This window comes from Microbacterium sp. AC145 (assembly GCF_979258505.1).
In genome coordinates this window covers 2,697,613-2,717,392 of sequence record NZ_OZ409859.1, presented here as the reverse complement: position 1 = coordinate 2,717,392, position 19,780 = coordinate 2,697,613, and the positions used below count along the sequence as shown (strand labels likewise).

Below are 19,780 nucleotides of genomic sequence, written 5' to 3'. Positions count from 1 at the left end.
GCCGGGATCGCATGATCCCGGCCTGTGTCGTGCGCGGTCAGGTGGCGCAGAGGAGTGCGCGAGTAGTGTCGATGCGGCCCACCCGAATCGACCCGAGGAGTCCGAGATGACCCGTGTCACCGCCTATGCCGCCCCCAGCGAAGCTGCGCCGCTCGAGAAGACCGTCATCGAGCGTCGCGAGCTCGGCCCGCGCGACATCCTGATCGACATCGCATTCGCCGGCATCTGCCACTCCGACATCCACACCGTGCGCGGTGATTGGGGTCCGCAGCAGTATCCGCTCGCGCCCGGGCATGAGATCGCCGGAACCGTCGCGGCAGTCGGGTCCGAGGTCACGGCGCACTCGGTCGGCGACCGCGTCGGAGTGGGCTGCCTCGTCAACTCGTGCGGCGAGTGCCGCAGCTGCCTGCGCGGAGACGAGCAGTTCTGCTCGAACGGCGCGATCTTCACCTACGGCAGCACCGACCGCGACGGCAGCGTCACGCAGGGCGGGTACTCCGAGCAGGTCGTGGTGACGGAGTCCTTCGTCGTCCGCATCCCCGATGCCCTCGCGCTCGATGTTGCGGCGCCGCTGCTGTGCGCCGGCATCACCACCTACTCGCCGCTGCGGCACTGGAACGTCGGCCCGGGATCCCGAGTCGCCGTCGTCGGACTCGGCGGCCTCGGGCACATGGGTGTGCAGATCGCGCACGCGCTCGGCGCCGAGGTGACCGTGCTGTCGCAGACGCTGAACAAGAAGGACGACGGCCTGCGCCTCGGCGCCGACCACTACTTCGCGACCGGCGATGCCGACACGTTCCGTTCGCTGCGGAACTCCTTCGACGTCATCCTGAACACCGTCAGCGCCCCGGTCGATCTGCGCGCGTACCTCGGGCTGCTCGATGTGGGTGGATCGATGGTGTGCGTCGGCGCACCGGCCGAGCCGCTGCCCGTCACCGTGTCGTCGTTGATCGGCGGTCGTCGGTCGCTGGCTGGGTCGAACATCGGCGGGATCCGTGAGACGCAGGAGATGCTCGACTTCTGCGCCGAGCACGGCATCGCCGCCGAGATCGAGGTCATCTCGGCCTCTCAGATCAACGAGGCGTACGAGCGGGTGCTGGCGTCGGACGTGCGGTACCGCTTCGTGATCGACGGGTCGACCTTCGCGGACTGATCTGAGGGGGCGAGGGCGTCGTCGCCTGGGCGAACGAACTCAGTCAGACCTGAGCGACCTCGTCCGGTCTCAACTTCGCCTTGATGGCTGCGAAAGCGCCCGCCCACCCGCTGGCGACTGCAGCGAACATCGCGCTGGCCGCGGCCATCTGCGCGCCAGACGCATGAGCGGCGGCGACCCCGAACCAGACAGCGGCAGCGCCCGCACCACCGATCGCAAGGATGCTGACGACCCGCAGCGCCCTTCGCGATCGCCAGCTGTTGAGAACGTCCACTGTTCCTCCTCGAATCATCAGCCCCACGGCCCGACTACACCACGTACGGGATGAACACACATCCCCCGGGAGGCGGACCCGGGGGATGTGCGCCCGGGCCTCTGAGCCTGTTGGGGTTGGGTCCCTGAGCGTGTCGAAGGGTTGGGTCCCTGGGTGTGACTTGTTGGGTCCCTGAGCGTGTCGAAGGGTTGGGTCCCTGGGTGTGACTGGTTGGGTCCCTGAGCGTGTCGAAGGGTTGGGTCCCTGGGTGTGACTGGTTGGGCCCCTGAGCTTGTCGAAGGGTTGGGTCCCTGAGCCTGACTGGTTGGGTCCCTGAGTCTGTCAAAGGGCCGTGCGGTGGGTCTCGCTGGTGGTGGTTCTTCGGTATCCCGGAACGGTGGTCTGGTGTTCCGGAATATGCTCCTGATCTGGTCATAAACCGGCCTGTTTCGGGGTGTGAATGTCGGTGGTGGCGGGTTGGATGGGGTCATGCCCACCCGCACACACGCTCTCCTCGACCAGGCCGTCTCCTGCCTGAGCGAGGTGCTGTCCGGCCCCGGGTTGGTCGGGTTGTCAGACGCGGAGCGCATCGACGTGCTCGTCACCGCGGGGGCGGCATTCCGACGGGTGGAGGCGGTCGTCGTGGAGGCTCTCGCGACCGCTCCTGTGACGTCGACGGATCTGGCTCACACGGCCGGGTGTCGCACCGAGAACGAGTTGCTGCAACGCACCCTGTTGACTGACGTGTCGGCGGCGGGCCGGTTCGGGAAAGTCGTGGGGCTGGTGCACCGGAACGTCAACCTGGTCTCCGGTGACCGTCTCCCTGCCCGCTGGCCCGCACTGCGGGAAGCACTGCTGGATGGCGCACTCACGGTGGAGGGGTTTCTTGCGGCAGTGGGGCCGGTGGACAAGTGCGGGGACCGGATCACCCTCGAGGACCGGGTGCGGGCGGATGAGTTCCTCGCCGACCAGGCACGCGGGCTCCGGGACACGGATGCGGGACGGGATGTCCCGCGAGGTCCGAAGCCGACACCGGCGGATCTGCACATCCTCGCCCAGGCCCTCGTCGCCCTGATGGACCCCGACGGCGCGGAACCCACAGACAAGAACGCCCAGCACCGCCGCGGCATCACGATCGGACGGTTGAAAGACGGGCTCCGCTCGATTCGCGGGTGGTTGTCTCCCGAAGTCGCCGCCCAATTAGAGACGATCTTCGACGCGATCAACAACCCCAAGAACGCGGGCAACGCAGGCGTGCGATTCACGCCCTCCGGCGGAGACGACGACAGCGACGGCGATGACAGCGACAGGGGTGACGGCAGCGTCTACGGTGACGGCAGCGTCTACGGTGACAGTGACGGTGACGGTGACGGTGACGGTGACGGTGACGGTGACGGTGACGGTGATGGCGGCGTCGATGTCGATGTCGATGCCGATGGCGACGTCTCGGACCGGGGTGGCTCCCGCGCCGGGTTCGACCCGGCAGCCGAGGGTCTTCCCGATACCGCAGACCCCGCGAACTGTGACCCGCGGGGTGTGATCGATCCGCGCACCGCGGACCAGAAACGACACGACGCCCTCGCGACCGCGATCAGCATCGCCGCCCGACACGCGTCGATGCCCACCCTCGGTGGGGCGGCACCGACCCTCGTCGTCACCATCGACGCGAAAGACCTCGCCGACGGCACCGGATGGGCACGTCTCCCCGGAGCGCACGACCACCCCTTTGGACACGTCCCGGCCCGCGTCGCCGCACAGACCGGCTGCACCGGCACCATCCAACGCGTGATCCTCGATGAAGGGCGCATCATCGGAATCAGTACCACCAACCGGGTCTTCACCGCCCACCAACGCCGGGCGATCATCGCCCGCGACCACGAATGCCTCATCCCCGGATGCCACACCCCGGCCACCTGGTGCGAGATCCACCACGTCACCGAACACGCCCACGGCGGACCCACCCACACCGACAACGGCGTCCCCCTCTGCTACCACCACCACCGCAGTCTCGACGGCTCCGGATGGGAGATCCGCATGGACACCGGGACCCCGCAAGTCAGAGGCCCCGCCTGGTGGGACCCCGACCAACACTGGCGAACACCACGACTCAGCCTGACGTCGCGAGGATCTGGCGTGTCCGAGCCTGCCGATACGGTGAGAGCATGACTTCCCTCGCCATCGGACCCGACGATCGCGCGCGCTGCGCCTGGGTGGGCGACGACGCAGAATACCGCCGCTACCACGATGAGGAATGGGGCACCGCGTTGCACGGAGACCGGGCTCTGTTCGAGAAGATGGCGCTCGAAGGCTTCCAGGCCGGGCTCTCCTGGATCACGATCCTGCGCAAGCGCCCCCGCTTCCGCGAGGTCTTCGCCGGGTTCGACGTCGAGGCCGTCGCCGAGTTCGACGAGAGCGACATCGAGCGGCTCATGGCCGACGCCGGCATCATCCGGAACCGCGCCAAGATCGAGGCCACGATCGGCAATGCGCGCATCGTCCGCACGATGACAGACGGCGAACTCGACGAGCTGATGTGGTCGTTCGCTCCGACGCCCGGCATCCGACCCGCGTCCTTCGCAGACGTCCCCGCGGTCACGCCCGAATCGACGGCCATGAGCAAAGAGCTGCGGCGGCGAGGCTTCCGCTTCGTGGGGCCGACGACCATGTACGCGCTCATGCAGTCGACGGGGATGGTCGATGACCACGTCATCGGATGCTGGCGCGGCTGACGAGAGCTCCTACGCCGAGTCGCCCGGCCTCATCGACTCGGCGCCATGCAGCCCACTCGACCGCGGATATACTCGGTGACCGGGGGGAACGCCTTGCGCGTAGCGTCAGGCTCAGGCACGGCGCGGTCTCCCTGCACCGACCGTGAGGAGCATGAGTGGCCACGCGCATGGCATCGACCCCGCCGACGTTGGCGGGCTACAGCTACGTGCGCCCTCTCGGCTCCGGCGGTTTCGCCGACGTGTTCCTGTACGAGCAGGACATGCCTCGCCGCGTCGCCGCCGTCAAGGTGCTGCTCGCCGACGCCGTGAACCCCGAAGTGCTGCGCACCTTCAACGTCGAGGCCGACATCTCCGCCCGCCTCAGCGCTCACCCCTCGATCGTCACGATCTACCAGGCCTCCATCTCCGCCGACGGCAGACCGTACTTCGCCATGGAGTACTGCCCCGACACGATGAGCGCGCGGTACAAGAAGGCGCCGCTGCCGCTGGCAGACGTGCTCGACACCGGGGTGCGCATCGCCGGCGCGCTCGAGACCGTGCACCGCGCCGGGCTCCTGCACCGCGACATCAAGCCGTCGAACGTGCTCATCAACTCCCTCGGGGCGCCGGTTCTCGCCGACTTCGGCATCGCCGCCGCCGTCATCGACGAGGGCGACGGAGAGACGATCGCCATGTCGGTGCCGTGGAGCTCTCCCGAAGTGCTGCAGGAACGCGTGACCGGATCCGTCCCCAGCGAGATCTGGAGCCTCGGTGCCACGCTGTACACGCTGCTCGCCGGCCGAAGCCCGTTCGAGCGCGCCGACCGGGGATCCAACTCCCGCGACCAACTGACCGACCGCATCATCAAGGCGCGCTACACAGCTGTTCCGGTCGACGGCATCCCGCCGATCATCGACGACATATTCGCGACCGCCATGCAACGTGATCCCGCGAAGCGATTCACGAGCATGGCGGAATTCGCCGAACGTCTGCGCTGGGCGCAGTACGAACTCGGCATCCACCCCACCGCCTTCGAGGCAGCCTCGGCCGAGTGGGCCGCCGCCGCACCCGTGAGCTTCTCCGACTCCGCACCCCGAGGCCCCGTCATCACGACCGTCGCACCGGATTCGCGCCGCGCCGCCCGAGCCTCTCGCCAGCAGGCTGCCCCGCGAGACCGTGATGAGCTGCCGTCAACGCCGCGCACGAAGACCCGCTCGCCGCTCGTCGCCGGTGTGATCGGCGCCGTCATCGGAGCAGCGGTTCTCGCCGGGGTCGGCATCGCAGTCCTCTTCCTGACCGGAGTCCTGTGATGGCGATCGGCGACCGCACCCGAAGCGACGAGACCCCGCGCCCCCGTCGGCGCCTCATCGCCACGATCTCGGGCATCGCCGCGCTGGCCGTCGTCACCACGCTCGCGATCACCGCCCAGGGCTACGAGTCGCAGGAGGTGCCGCGCCTCGAATCCGCGGTCTGGGTCATGCGCGACAGCGGACAGTACGCCCGCGTGAACACCGAACTCGCCGAGATCGACACGGTGCGCAACGTCGACGACCCCGAAGCCGTGTGGCAGAGCGGTTCGCAGGCGGTTCTCTACGCGCAGGGAAACCGGCAGCGGTGGGACGTCGATCCGGCGAGCCCCACCGACCTCCTCTCCGATCCCTCGGCCGAAGGCGCCCCGATCGCCTCGGAGCCGACACCGGCGGGCACACGCCAGATCATCTCGGCCGGCCCCTACATCGCATACCGCACCGACACCGGGCAGGTCTCGGTGACGACCCTGGAAGCCGGGGCCGCGACCGCCCTGGTCGATCCGTTCTCCGGCGTCGAGGTCGAAGAGGGCGAAGACCCTCCCACCTACACGGCCGATGCCGTCGGTCTCTCTCCTGACGGACTGCTCGTGCTCTACTCCGCGGAGGAGGGCGCCGTTCGACGATTCGACATCGACGAATACCGCTTCCTCGACGACGGTACGGCTGTCGCGAGCGCCCCCGAGGCCGGCGAAGACCTCGCACTCACCGTGGTGGGCGACCGGTGGGCGATGCTGCAGGCAGGGTCGGGCGACCTCTGGATCTCCGGTCGGGACGAGCCCACAGAGCTCGACGTCGCCGAGGACGCGAAGCTTCAGGCCGGCACCGCGCGCGGCGACGACCTCGTCGTGGCGGACTCCGACGGGCTCGTGTCCGTCGATCTCGCATCCGCCGAATCCGAGCGGATCGTCGATGCGGCAGGTGTTCCGGCCACCCCGGTCGTGGTCGGCGGGGAGACCTTCGCCGCATGGCTCGACACGGCATCCGGCACCCTGTGGTCAGGCGGCGAGACCGTGCCGCTGATCGTCCCGGACGAGGCGCTCGACTCAGCGACGATCGAACCCGTCTTCCAGACGAACGGCGACCGTGCGGTGCTGAGCGAACTCGGCACCGGTCTCATCTGGACCGCCCCCGAGGGTGTTCTGATCCCTCTCGAGCAGTGGGCCATCGAAGACGAGACGGAGCAGGAGGAAGGCACCGTCATCGTCGAGGACGTCGCCGAGCAGATGCCCCCCGTCGCGGTGAACGACGCGTTCGGCGTGCGCTCCGGCCAGCAGGTGATCCTGCCGGTGCTCTTCAACGATCACGATCCGAACAAGAAGGACGTCCTGTCGATCGACCCGGCAACCGTCTCCGGTCTCGCAGACGCCGGGTTCGGCGACGTGTCGCTCGTCGCGAACGGGCAGTCGCTGGTCGTCTCCGTGCGGGCGGACTCAGGGCAGACCAGCTTCACCTATGCGGTGACGGATGGCGCGGCGACCTCCGCTCCCGCGACGGTCACGCTCACGGTGGTCGACGACGCCTCGAACGCCGCGCCGGTCTGGTGCGGCGTCGAGGCCTGCCAGCAGGAATGGCCGACACCGCAGCTCCTGCCGGGCGGCAGCACGATCGTGTCCGCCCTCTCGGGATGGGTCGATCCCGAGGGAGACCCCTTCGTCCTCAGCGACGCCTACGAGACCGATCCGTCGTCTCCGGTCATGGTCGTCCCGATGTCCGACGGGCGCGTCGCGATCCGTCACACCGACCCCAACGCTGCGGATGCGGTGATCCCGGTCACCGTGGTCGTCGAAGACATTCACGGAGCGAGGGCCGAGAAGACCCTCGAAGTCCAGGTCACCGGCAGCCCCGCTCTGATCGCCGCACCGGTCGCCCTCACCGCCCGTGTCGGTGAGCGGCAGTCGATCCGCATCTCCGACCACCTCTCCGGAGGCTCCGGTTCATACCGTCTCGTCGATGCGGTGCAGACCGCGGCGACGGCGCAGGGACTCGAGGTCACCCCCAACACCGCCGGCGGCACCGTCGAGCTGACGGTCGCCGAGCCGGGTCAATACGTCGTGACCTACACCGCGCAGGACGTCTCGACACAGGCCGAGCAGTCCGCCGTCATCCGCGTCACCGCGGTCGACGGCTCCTCGGCGCTGGCGATGGCACCCCTGACCGCGTTCGTGCGTGACGGCGAGGACACCACTGTCGACGTCCTCGACTCCGTACAGAACACCAGCGGCCGGGTGCTCATGCTCTCGGATGCCGTGAGTTCGACGCCGCAGCTCAATGTTCGAGTCGTCGGCAACGAGAGCATCCGCGTCAACGGCACGACCGAGAGCGGCGACCCCGGGGTCATCGGCACGGCAGCCGTGACTGTCGCAGACGGGGCGGGAGCCGCGGTGCAGGGCACCGTCACGGTCTTCCTGGCGCCGCCCTCGACGGTCACGAGGCCCATCGTCTTCCCCGACGCCGTCACTGTGCGCGCCGGATCTCTCACTCGCATCAGCGTCGCAGCGAACGACGTCGCCCCTCGCGGCGAGCCGCTCGTCGTGCTGCCCGAGGTCACAGGCTCCGGCGAGGCCGGCGAGCTCGTCTTCGCCGACGGCAACGCACTGCGATACCTCGCACCGACCACTCCGGGAACCTATCGCCTCACCTATTCGGTGTCGCTCGAGCGCAACCCCTCTCTGTACGACAACGGCTCCGTCACGGTGACCGTTCTCCCGGCGGGCACGAACCGCGCGCCGACGCCGACCACCCTCACCGGGCGGGTGCTGAGCGGTCAGACGGTGTCGGTGCCGGTACCGGCGACCGGCATGGACAGCGACGGCGACCGCGTCGTCCTCACCGGGGTCGATCAGCCCGAGCGCGGCTCGGGAACGGCGACGATCTCAGCCAGCGGCGAGTCGATCGTCTACCGGGCGCCTTCCACGGGAGTGCCCGGCGGACAGGCGTCGTTCCGGTATACGGTCCGCGATCCGCAGGGTGAGACGGGAACCGGGATCGTCCGCGTCGGAGTCCTGGATGCCGATGTCGACGACACCGCCCCGGTGACCTTCAGCGACTACGTGCGCGTCGAAGCGGGCTCGGAGACCCCCGTCGTCCTCGACCCGCGCTCGAACGACCTGGACCCCGCGCAGAGCGAGCTGGAGATCACCGAGCTGGTGCCCAACGCCCCGCCGGTCAAGGGCAACCCGCTGTATGACCGGCTCACCTCGCTGATCGACCCGGACACGTCGCTGAAGGACGGTCGGATCGTGCTGCGCGCCGGCGACACGGCAGGGACGAACTCCTACTTCTACACGGTCAAATCGACGCGGTCGTCGAGCACATCGCAGGGCCTGATCGTGGTGACCGTCACCGACGGGGCCGTCACCGACCAGCCCACGGTCGCCGACACGGTTCTCACGGCGAGAGACAGGGACGAGATCGCCGAACGCGGCATCGACGTCGTGACCGATCGCGTCAGCTGGCCCTCAGGCGACGTGGGTTCGCTGACACTGAGCCTCTGGGGCGATCAGCCCGGGTTCTCGGTGCAGGGCGACCGCATCGTCGGCGAGGCACCCGAAGCGGGTGCGCTCGTGCCCTTCCAGCTCACCGGCAAGGCTGCGGGCGGGCGCGACGTGGTCGGCCACGGTTTCCTGCACATCCCGGCTTTCGACGACATGCAGGTTCAGATCAAGCCCGGCACCACCCCGGTCGTGGTCGATGAGGATGCGGCGGTCTCGTTCGCACTCGCCGACTACGTCGATCTGCCCGCCTCCGACAGCATCGAGGTCGGCACCGGCGCGTTCACCGCGCAGCGCGCCGCCGCGAGCTGCGCGGCAGACGGCGCGGGCGTCGCGACCTATCAGGCAGGCAGAGAAGCGCCGTGGGCAGACACGTGCCTCGTTCCGGTGCGGCTGCAGGGGCAGGAGCGATGGTCGTACATCGACGTGCCGATCAGCATCCGCCCGGCGGAGCCTCAGCTGCTGCTCTCCTCGATCTCGCACACGATCGCCCCCGGCGCGACGGAGAGCATCGATCTGTACTCCACCATGGCGAGCTGGGAGGGCGGGCGTGAAGGCGATGTCGGAACGCTCGACTACCGCGTCGTGTACAACGGCTCGGCCTTCATCGTCACCCAGAACGGCTCGTCGCTCACCATCGAGGCTCGAGCGGATGCTCGTCCGGGCAACACCGAGAACGTGAGCATCACGGTGCCGCAGTACGGTGAGCCGGCGGCATCCGTCCGGCTCGTCGTCGGTGCGGCACCACCGGATGCTCCTCGAGGGGCGACGTTCACCAGGCAGTGCGTCGTGACGAACCCCAGCTGCTCGATCGAGGTCGTCGACGTCGCGGGAGAATACGATCCGTTCGCCGGCAAGGCAGGCTCCGGCTTGCGACTGGTGTCGCTGGGCGACGGCGCGCGCTGCGACGTCGCGTCGATCTCGACCTCGGGCAGCACGTCGCTCACCGCCAGCTGGCCGGGGGGCGGTCAGGCGCCCGGCGGTCAGTGCGTCATCCCGTTCGTCGTCTCCGACGCCCAGGGCCGCACCGGCACCGGAACGCTGACTCTCGACCTGCAGGGCTTCCCGCAGGCGCCCGCGAGTGTGTCGACCGTCGGGTTCACCCGGTCGACCGTCGATCTCGAGGTGCCGCTCGGCGAGGCCGGGCGAGCGCACCCCGCCGTCAGCGCGATCACGATCCTCCAGGACGGCGCTCCGGCGAATGCCTCGTGCAGCCCGGCGGGCGGCGGCGTCTACCGCTGCACCGTCAGCGGCCTCGTCAACGGTGAGCCCCATGCGTTCACCGCCTCTGCCGTGAATGCGGTCGGCACGTCGGCCGCGACCTCGGCCCACACGACCTGGGCGTACGCAGCCCCGGAGGTGTCGAACGCGACGGCGGCTCCCGTCTACCGTCCCGGCGTGACCGAGCGCGGACGCGGGGTGGCCGCACTGTCGGTGGCAGCATCCGACGACGCCAGGGCGTTCCGCATCGAAGAGACCGGGCAGATCATCGAGCGCACCGGCCCCACGACCACGGCCGACATCACCCTCACTCCCGGTGCGCAGACGCTCACGCTCGTGCCGATCAGCCAGTTCCAGCCCCCGACGGGAGACGGCGGCAACGAGGGCGGTGCCTTCCGCACCTCGGTGACGGTCGCGGGAACCGTGTACTTCGACCCCGCAGGCACTCAGGCGACCGCGGCATCGAACACCTCGGTGAACGTCGCGGGCGTGCGGGCGCAGGCGAACGGCAGCGCCCAGGCCCTCGACGTCGTGTACCTCGCGTGGCGATCGGGCAATGCCAGCTGCACGGCAGACGGCAACGGGCGGCTCGTCGTCTCGGGCGCGGAAGTGCAGTCGGCCTCCGCGACGCTCACGAAACTCGCTGAATACTCGATGTACAAGGTCAAGGCCTGTGCCTCGAACGGCTACGGCGTCGCCGAGTCGGCCACGACCGAGGTGTTCACGTTCGTGTTCGTGGAGGGGCCGAAGGGCAACGCCAGCTACACGGTCGCGACCCAGCCGGCCTTCCAGGACAACCGCTACGCCTACGTGCTCGAATCCGCGCCCAACATCGCGGCGAGAGACGGCTTCGCCCCGCAGTACAACATGTACGGATCGTGGCGCGCGAACTTCGAGCTGAACACCGACTCCTCCCCGCTGCCGGTCACTGCGCGCTCGTGCCACACCGTTCTGACCGTGTACTGCTCCGACCCGGTCGAGATCGTGCCGCGGACGGCACCCACCACCGTGGCCGTACAGTTCCAGCGCTGCGTGCCGGCGAACCCGAACGACCTGTTCACGGTGACCGCGGCCGCACGCGGCTCGTACTCGTCGATCCTCACCCCGAAGATCATCGACGGCGTCTCGATGCTCGAGGCGAGGATCACCTGGACCGGCGCCTACGCCGCGCTCAAGCCGATCAGCCACCAGGCGCCGCTGTGCACACAGCCGCCGCCCCCGAAGCCCCCGAAGCCGGAACCGGAGCCGGAGCCGGAGCCGGAGCCGGAGCCAGAGAACCCGACCGACCCGGTGCTCCCCGGTGTCCCCCCGGTCGATCCCGAGGGGTGAACGCGCCCCGATGACCATTCCCCACTCCCCATCGCCCTGCACAGCGCAGGCACACGAGACGAAAACGGTTGCCCTATGCCTGCTCCCTCCGCTGCTCCCGTGACCATCGCCACCGAACAGGCGGCTTGGTTCGCCGAGACGTTCTCGATCCTCGCCGCCAACGTCGAACAGGCCATCCTCGGCAAGAGGCACGTGGTCGAGCTGGTGCTCGCCGCGGCGGTCAGCGGCGGGCACGTGCTGCTCGAGGACTTCCCCGGCACCGGCAAGACGGCGCTCGCGCGTGCGATCGCGCAGACCGTCACCGGCACGAGCACCCGCATCCAGTTCACCCCGGATCTTCTGCCCGGCGACGTGACAGGCATCACGGTCTACGACCAGAAGGAAGGCGCATTCGAGTTCCACGCCGGCCCCGTCTTCGCGAACATCGTGCTCGCCGACGAGATCAACCGTGCGAGCCCGAAGACGCAGTCCGCGCTGCTCGAGGTCATGGAAGAGGGCACGGTCACGGTCGACGGCGTGACCCGTCCCGTCGGGTCGCCGTTCCTCGTCATGGCGACACAGAACCCGATCGAGCAGGGCGGAACCTACCGTCTGCCCGAGGCCCAGCTCGACCGCTTCATGATCAAGACCTCGATCGGCTACCCCGACGAGGCGGCGACGATGCGCATCCTGCAGGGCGCCGGGCAGCCGAAGCACGTGCTCGACGGCATCGTCAGCACCGACACGATCCTCACCATGACCGAGATGTCGCGCGGCGTGTATGTGAACCCGCTGGTGTCCGACTACATCATGCGCATCGTCGATGCCACCCGCCGTGCCTCCGAGGTGCGCCTGGGCGCCAGCGTGCGTGGAGCGCTCGCGCTCTCGCGCCTGGTGATGACCTGGGCGGCGAAGAACGGACGCACGTTCGTGACGCCCGACGACGTGAGAGAACTCGCGGTGGTCGCGCTGGCGCACCGCCTCGTGCTCGAGCCTGAGGCCGAGTTCGACGGCGTCACCGCTGTCGCCGTCATCGGCCAGATCCTGCTCGACGTCGAGCCGCCCCGCGAGAACGGCACTGCGTGAGCTTCAGCACCGAATCGCGACTGACGCGCACCACGGCGGGCACGAGCACTTCGACCCGCACGTCGACGGTGACGCGCTACGACCGCACGCGCCGCGGCCCCGTCCGCGGTGCGGTGTTCGGCGTGCGTCGGGCGATGCGCACGACGAGGCGCGCGATCCGTCGTGCTGCGGAGTGGGTGCGTGAGACCGTCACGGCCGCGGGCCTGCTGGTCTGCGTGACTCTGATCCTCGGTGTCATCGCCGGATTGCTCTTCGGTTGGGTCGAGGCGTGGGCGGTGGCGGCGATCGCCCTGGTGCTGCTGCTCGTCTGCATCCCCTTCATCCTCGGCGCGCACGACTACCGCATCGACCTCCAGCTCGATCGCGATCGCGTCGTCGCGGGGGCGGAGATCGGTGCGACCCTCGACGTGCGCAACAACGGAGAGCGTCTGTCGTTGCCGGGCATCGTCGACGTTCCCGTGGGGGAGGGGCTCGTCGAAGCACATGTCCCGCTGCTTCGCCCGGGTGCACATCACCGTGAGCAGCTCACGATCGCCGCGCATCGACGTGGCGTGATCGACGTCGGCCCCATGACGATCACCCGAGGCGACCCGATCGGCATCCTGCGCCGCGAGCTGCGCTGGCCCGATGTGCAGAGGATCCACGTGCATCCGGTCACTGTCCGCCTGCCCAGCACGAGCGCGGGTCTCATCCGCGACCTCGAGGGCACGCCGAGCACCGCGCTGGTCGACGCCGACCTGTCGTTCCACGCGGTGCGCGAGTACGTCGTCGGCGACTCGCAGCGACACGTGCACTGGAAGTCGACCGCCAAGACCGGCAAGCTCATGGTCCGCCAGTACGAAGAGTCGCGGCACGCGCGCATCGCGATCATCCTCGACCTCGATGCCGAGTCGTACGAGAGCGACGACGAGTTCGAGAACACGGTCAGCGCCGCGGCATCCCTCGCTCTGCAGGGTGTGCGCGACGGACGAGACGTGCTGTTCTCGGTGAGCAATGAGATTCCCGAGCACAGTCGAGCCGAGGTGCTCTCGATCCGCACTCTGCCCACGGTCACGCCCAAGGCGTTGCTCGATGCCACCTCGACGATCGATGCGGCCGATCGGGTCATGCGTCTCGAGGCGGTGACCGCACTCACGGTGCAGTCCTACCCCGACCTCTCGATCGGATTCCTGCTGACGGGATCCCGGATGCCGTTGGAGCGACTCCGTCACGCCGCCGTCAAGCTCCCGGCCGCGGTCGAAGCGGTGGCCGTGCGCAGCGAGCTCGGCGAGCAGCCCACCATGCGCACGGCGCGTGAACTCGCGGTGATGACCCTCGGTGCTCTCGGCGACCTGCCGCAGCTGCTCGCCCGAGGAGCCCTCCGATGAGCGCCGCGGGTCGCAAGCGCGGCGGTGGCCGGCGCGGCATCCGGCGCGGTGGCATCGCCCCGCGTGGGGGTGCGGGAACTCCTCGTCCGTTCGCGCTCTCCGCGCTCACGCTGTGGTCGCTCGGCTACGTCGTCGTCGGCATCCTGCTCGCGACGGCGGCGACCTGGCCCGTGTACGAGGCGCCGCGGGCGATCGTCGTGGGCCTCGTCGGCGGCCTCCTGGGCATGGCCGTCGCCATCGCCGCGAGGATGCTGCGCTGGGGTCTGCTCCTCGCAGCGCTCGCCGCGGCAGGCACCTACCTGGTCGTCGCCGTGCCGCTTGCCATCCCTTCGGCGCTCACGTCGGTGCCCGCTTTCCTCGGCGGTCTGCGTGACGCGGTTCTCGGCGTGGCGCTGGGGTGGAAGCAGATGCTCACCCTGAACCCGCCACTCGGGGAGTATCAGGCGGTTCTCATCCCGTTCCTCGTGGTGATGCTCTTCGGAGCGTTCTTCGCGACCCTGCTGGTGCTCGAGCAGGGGCGTCGCGCGACGATCGCGGTGCCGGTGGTGGCCGCGATGAGCGTGTTCGGCATCGCGTTCGGGGTGAGCGGCACGTCGTCAGCGGTCGCGGTGCTGGGCTTCGCGCTTCCGGCTGCGCGTGAGTGGCTGATCGGCGTCGCGGTGTTCGTCTCCGCACTGGTGTGGCTCATCGGACGTACTCGCCTGCAGCGCGCGCAGGCGCTGCGCGTCGTCGCGGCAGCCAACATCTCGCGCAGTGCGACGCCGGCGTGGTTGACGGTGCGTCGCCACCTGCTCTCGGCCGGGATCGCCGTGATCGCGCTCGTCGCCGGAGTCGCCATCGCACCGGCAGCGGCGGGATGGAGCGATCGTTCGGTGCTGCGCGACGAGGTCGAACCGATGGTCGTCGTGCAACAGCAGGCGAGCCCGCTCAGCTCCTACCGTTCGTGGTTCACCGCCGAGCGACTCGACGAGACCGTTCTGCAGGTCGCCGGCGACCCCGGGCCCATCGATCGCATCCGTCTCGTCACGCTCGACTCCTACGACGGCGAGGACTTCCACATCGCTCCGGAGGACCGATTCAGCAGGCTGCCCCGCACGGCTCTCCCGCAGCCGGGGCGCGCATCGCTCGACCTCACGATCGGCGATGCCTACCGCGGCATCTGGGTGCCCGCGCCCGCCGGTCTCGCCGAAGCACCGCAGTTCGGTGGGGAACGCGCCGACGATCTCGCCGACGGCTTCCATGTGAACGAGGGCGGCGACACTGCCATCACGATCGCGGATGCACCGGGTGGCGCGCAGGGGCTCGTTCCGGGTGACACCTACTCGGTACTCGTCGACGCGCCGCCGGACGGCATCGACCTCACCGCCGCCCAGGGCGGCAACTCGAAGCTCGACACCGACGACTACCCCGCGCTCACGGAGTGGACCGAACTCCAGGAGCTGCCGCGGTCGGGGGCGGGGTACCTCGAGCTGATCGATCGTCTGCTCTCGCGCGGGTACCTCAGCCACGCACTCCTCGAGAACACCTCCGCCGAGGCGTGGATCGCCTCGCTCAAGGAGGCCGACGGCTACGCTTTCGCACCGAGCTATGCGGGCCACTCGGTGGCGCGCATCGAAGAGCTCTTCACCGAGCTCATCGATCAGGAACGGCGCGCCGGTTCCGATGCGCCGCCCGAGATGCTGGTGTCTGCGGTGGGCGACGACGAGCAGTTCTCGGTCGCGGCTGCGCTGCTCGCTCAGCATTTCGGTCTCGAATCGCGGGTGGTGATCGGAGCCCGGCTCCAAGGAGCGGCCGAGGTGCCGGGCATCCCCGCGTGCGACCAGGTCTGCACCGGCGCCAGCATGAGCGCCTGGGTCGAGGTCCGCGCCTCCGGCGGCGAATGGGCGACGGTCGACACGACGCCCCAGTATGCGATGCTGCCGAGCTCCATCAAAGAGGGCGAACAGCTGCCTGAGCATCCGACGGTCCCCGAGCAGCCGCGGTCGGAGGCCCTCGATCCTCCTCTGGCGCAGAGCGATTCGAACAACGATGCGCAGCCGCTCGACGAGCCGCAGTCCGCGGTGCTCTCGGTTCTGCTGCCGATCCTCCGCGGGGTCGGGCTGGGGCTGCTCGCCGTGGCTCTGCTGCTGCTTCCGCTCCTGGTGCTCCTGCTCGCCAAGCGGCAGCGCGCGAGGACCCGTCGCACCGCAGAAGACCCGGAGGTCCGCCTCGCCGGAGCGTGGGAGGAGCTCGCCGATGTGTACGCCGATCATGACATCGCGATGGACGCACAGGGCACCCGCACTCAGCGAGCGCGCTCGATCGACCGTGAGGCGGCGGGTCGGCTCGCGGCGCTCGTCGATCGCGGAGTGTTCGCAGAGCATCCGCCGACGGATGACGATGCATCAGCCGCATGGGCGATCGTGGATGCCGAGCGCTCGGCTCTCGCGCGTTCGCAACGACGCTGGCGACGACTCGTCACGCGCGTGCGCCCCCGATCCTTCGTCGGCCGGGTGCGAATGACGAAGGATGCCGCGTTCTTCGGCGTGCGGCCCATGCTCGGTACGCTCGGACTGACCGGATCGCTCGACGATCGGAAGAAGGGGATCTCATGACCGCCTCTGCGGAGACCGGCCTCATCACGATGCTCGCCATCGTGGGCGGCCTCGGCCTGCTCATCGGCATCGCCGTGTACGTCTGGTACGCCCTGGCCCTGTCGCGCCTGTTCCCCCGCATCGGTGGCGAGGGATGGAAGGGCTGGGTACCGGTCCTCAACGAGGCGGAGATCCTCGCGCGCGGGGGAGTCCCGGCGTGGTCGGTGGTGTTCTACTTCATCCCGATCGTGCAGCTCTACGGTCTCTATCTCAAGGTCGTCGCGACGCACCGTATCAACGGCCGCTTCGGTCGGGGTGCGGGAATGACCGTGCTCGCGATCCTGCTGCCGCCCGTGTGGGCGACCGTGCTCGCCTGGGGTGCGGCGCCGTATCCCGAAGGCGAGCGCCTCGCAGCTCTCCAGCCGGAGCCGCGTCGCGGCACGCCCCCGGCTGCTGCCCCGGCACGTGATGCCTCGGGTTACACGATCCCGTCGCTGGCGCCGCACAGCGCTGCGCCCACCGAGACCCCCGGCCTGATCTTCCCCGATTACGCCGCTCCGCCTCGCCCTGCTCAGCCGGTGACAGCTCCTGATTCGGCCGAGGCCGCGCCGGCAGCTGCGCCGTCGGTCTGGGGCGCCCCGCCGCAGCCCCCGGTCGCCGGTGCTCCGGTCGCTCCGGGTGCCCCGGCAGCATCGTTCGCGCCGCCGGCCGCCTCCGAGCCTCCTGCCGTCCCGGTGGCTCCCGCGACTCCGGCGGTGCCGGCTCAGCCGTTCGCGCCACAGCCACCCGCCTTCGTCGCTCCGCAGCCCCAGCAGCCATCCGTGCCGCCGCAGCCCGCGCCGCCGCAGCCCGCGCCGCCGCTCGCCCCGTCTGCCGTTCCGCTGCCGCATGTCTCCTCCGAGGCTCCGCAGTTCAGCGGGCATGCCGAGTTCGACGCGTACGCGGATGACTCCGCTGCGTCCGCGCCGGCCGCGCCCGCATCGGATGCGGATGCGGATGCCACCGAGGCGCCTCCGGCGACGGGCATCATGGCGACGATGGGCGGAGAGCCGTCGGCGCCTCAGACGCCACCCGCAGCGGCACCGACGTCCACGCCCGCGGTTGTCGCAGCCGATGAGGTGCCCGCACCTGAGTCTCCCGCCGGCACTGGTGCCACGCAGGATCAGCAGGTCGCGCCTCCCTCTCCTCCGCAGTTCTCGCCCCCACCTCGTGACCCTGCCGCCGAGCCGCACGCCGCTGTCGCAGAGTCGCCGGCCCGCGTCGTGCGTCCGGTGCCGCCGTCGTTCCGCGACGCGGACTCTGCTCCTGTCGCGCCGGAGGCGCCGAGCATCCGCCCGGCACCCGCGTCGGTCAGCGCGGAGACGCCCGCACCGTCGATACCGCCCGCGCCGGCCACGGGTGCCGAGGGGGGTGCTGTCGCAGGTCTCGCCGACGGCGGACTCGTCGCCGATGTCGACAAGACGGTCGTCACTCCACGTCCGACCGACGACGATCTCGATGCGACGGTCGTGGTGGCTCGCCGTCGCGGAGTGCGCCGTTCGCTCGTGCTCGACGACGGCCGCACCTTCGCGCTCTCCGGGGCGAGCGTCGTGATCGGGCGCAACCCGATCGGTGATCCGGGCGAACAACGACTCGCGATCTCCGACACCACCCGCACGCTGTCGAAGACGCACGCGCGCCTCGTGGTGCACGACGACGAATGGCGTCTCACCGACCTCAATGCCACGAACGGTGTCGTCGTGGTCGAGGAGAACGGCACCGAGACGCTCCTCGATCCGGGTGAGAGCGTCACGGGCAACGGTCGCTTCATTCTCGGCGAGGTCGGGATGCACGTGGTGGCGGAGCGCGATTCGTGACCGTCGCCTCTGTGGTCCTCAACGTCGCGGCGCTCTCCGACACCGGACTCACGCGCGCCGCGAATGAGGACTCGGTGCTCGCCGCGACCCCGGTGTTCCTCGTGGCTGACGGCATGGGCGGACATGAAGCCGGAGATCGTGCGAGCGCGGCCGTCGTCGCGGCGTTCGAGCCGCTGGTCGGTGAGACGATCCGGATCGACGACGTGCGCGATGCGCTCACCCGGGCAGCGGATGTCGTCGAGGGCATCGCGGCAGAACACAAGCGCGGCGCGGGGAGCACCGTGTCGGGAGTGGCTCTGCTCGAGCACGAGGGTGCGCCGCACTGGCTCCTGTTCAACGTCGGCGACTCTCGCGTCTACCGGCTGTCCGGCAGCGAGCTGGTTCAGCTTACGATCGACCACTCCCTCGGGCAGGAGCTCGTGGATGCCGGCGAACTGCGCGCCGAAGACCTCGCCACCTTCGGGCAGCGCAATGTGATCACCCGGGCGATCGGCGGGCCCGACAGCACTGCCGACAGCTGGCTGCTGCCCGTGGTCGACGGCGAGCGGCTGCTGCTGTGCTCCGACGGGCTGAGCGGCGAGGTCAGCGATGAGGGCATCCGCGCGACGCTCACCATGAACGGGCGCCCGGAGACGGCCGCCGCGGCGCTCATCCGTCGCGCGCTCCAGGCCGGTGGTCGCGACAACGTGTCGGTCGTCGTGATCGACGTGGTGTCCGGCGGCGCGCGCACGCGACCGACCGACGACAGCGTGACGGGCCGCGCGGGCGCATCCGCCCTCACCGACTCGATGCTCGAGGGCACGACGATTCCGGTGCGGGCGAGATGACCGACGACGAGAACGTCGAAGAGACGGTCATGCTCACACGCCGAGACCGTCGACGGGCGGGAGCGAAGGCGGCGGCCGAGTCGACGGCGGGGCCGGGCGCCGAGGATGCGCGCTCGTCTGATGATGCGCGTCCCGCTGATGATGCGCGTCCCGCCGAGGATGAGCTTCCCGCCGATGACGAGGCGACCATCGTCGTCGCTCGTCCTCCGATAGGCGCGGGCGATACAGCCGACGACGCAGTCGGCCAGGCCGACGCCCCCGGATCCGTCGACGAGGCGACTGTCGTGATCTCGCGTCCTCCGCGCCGCTCGCGCCGCGCTGCCGAGCCCGAGGCTGCGGAGTCCGCGGGTGCCGAGCCCGCGGATGCCGAGGCGGAACCCTTCGCGGCGCCGGCAGGGCCCACCCCATCGATCTACAAGCCGCGCCCTGCGCCGCAGGGGGCGAGCGCACCTCCGGTCGTCGTCGGGGCCGTGGCGCCGACGCGCGTCGACGATCCGGAGCGGCCGTCCGTGGCGAAGCAGGCCCGCCGATGGAGCGTTCTCACGCTGGCCGCACTCGCGGTGGCGTGCGTCGTCTCGGTCGCCGGCCTGGTCGGAGTCGGTCTCCTCGCTCTGGGCTGAGGACCTT

General features: G+C 69.8%; 12 protein-coding genes. 11 read left to right on the top strand and 1 reads right to left on the bottom strand.

Features of this window, described 5'->3' with window-relative positions:
• Positions 1–106 precede the first annotated feature (106 nt).
• Positions 107–1,153, top strand: a complete 1,047-nt coding sequence (locus ACZZZN_RS13055) for an NAD(P)-dependent alcohol dehydrogenase (RefSeq protein WP_463505565.1) — start codon at positions 107–109, stop codon at positions 1,151–1,153.
• A 43-nt stretch (positions 1,154–1,196) separates the two neighbouring features.
• Here the strand turns inward: ACZZZN_RS13055 and ACZZZN_RS13050 are convergent, their stop codons facing one another.
• Positions 1,197–1,427 (bottom strand): hypothetical protein, encoded by a 231-nt coding sequence (locus tag ACZZZN_RS13050; RefSeq protein WP_463505564.1) that lies wholly within the window; start codon positions 1,425–1,427, stop codon positions 1,197–1,199.
• Between the two features lie 468 nt (positions 1,428–1,895).
• Between ACZZZN_RS13050 and ACZZZN_RS13045 the strand changes: the two genes are divergently transcribed.
• From ACZZZN_RS13045 to ACZZZN_RS13000, 10 genes are all read left to right on the top strand, one after another.
• Entirely contained in the window at positions 1,896–3,572 is a 1,677-nt protein-coding gene (locus ACZZZN_RS13045) for an HNH endonuclease signature motif containing protein (protein WP_463505563.1), read from the top strand.
• Positions 3,569–4,135, top strand: a complete 567-nt coding sequence (locus ACZZZN_RS13040) for a DNA-3-methyladenine glycosylase I (protein WP_463505562.1) — start codon at positions 3,569–3,571, stop codon at positions 4,133–4,135. The genes ACZZZN_RS13045 and ACZZZN_RS13040 overlap by 4 nt, the downstream gene beginning before the upstream one ends.
• Positions 4,136–4,290: 155 nt before the next feature.
• The gene (locus ACZZZN_RS13035) at positions 4,291–5,424 is read left to right on the top strand and encodes a serine/threonine-protein kinase (RefSeq protein WP_463505561.1); all 1,134 of its coding nucleotides are present in this window, start codon (positions 4,291–4,293) and stop codon (positions 5,422–5,424) included.
• The gene (locus ACZZZN_RS13030; RefSeq protein WP_463505560.1) at positions 5,424–11,465 is read left to right on the top strand and encodes an Ig-like domain-containing protein; all 6,042 of its coding nucleotides are present in this window, start codon (positions 5,424–5,426) and stop codon (positions 11,463–11,465) included. Before ACZZZN_RS13035 ends, ACZZZN_RS13030 begins: the two co-directional genes overlap by 1 nt.
• A 99-nt stretch (positions 11,466–11,564) precedes the next feature.
• Positions 11,565–12,530, top strand: coding sequence for an AAA family ATPase (locus tag ACZZZN_RS13025; protein ID WP_463506596.1), 966 nt, complete (start codon positions 11,565–11,567; stop codon positions 12,528–12,530).
• Entirely contained in the window at positions 12,527–13,897 is a 1,371-nt protein-coding gene (locus tag ACZZZN_RS13020; protein WP_463505559.1) for a DUF58 domain-containing protein, read from the top strand. Before ACZZZN_RS13025 ends, ACZZZN_RS13020 begins: the two co-directional genes overlap by 4 nt.
• Positions 13,894–16,491: a transglutaminase domain-containing protein gene (locus tag ACZZZN_RS13015; protein ID WP_463505558.1), complete on the top strand. Its 2,598-nt coding sequence runs from the start codon at positions 13,894–13,896 to the stop codon at positions 16,489–16,491. The genes ACZZZN_RS13020 and ACZZZN_RS13015 overlap by 4 nt, the downstream gene beginning before the upstream one ends.
• Complete coding sequence (locus ACZZZN_RS13010; RefSeq protein WP_463505557.1) at positions 16,488–18,326, top strand: DUF5684 domain-containing protein; 1,839 nt, start codon at positions 16,488–16,490, stop codon at positions 18,324–18,326. The genes ACZZZN_RS13015 and ACZZZN_RS13010 overlap by 4 nt, the downstream gene beginning before the upstream one ends.
• A complete protein-coding gene (locus ACZZZN_RS13005; RefSeq protein WP_463505556.1) occupies positions 18,323–19,153 on the top strand; it encodes a PP2C family protein-serine/threonine phosphatase in 831 nt (276 codons plus the stop codon). Before ACZZZN_RS13010 ends, ACZZZN_RS13005 begins: the two co-directional genes overlap by 4 nt.
• Positions 19,150–19,773: a hypothetical protein gene (locus tag ACZZZN_RS13000; protein WP_463505555.1), complete on the top strand. Its 624-nt coding sequence runs from the start codon at positions 19,150–19,152 to the stop codon at positions 19,771–19,773. The genes ACZZZN_RS13005 and ACZZZN_RS13000 overlap by 4 nt, the downstream gene beginning before the upstream one ends.
• Positions 19,774–19,780: the final 7 nt, after the last annotated feature.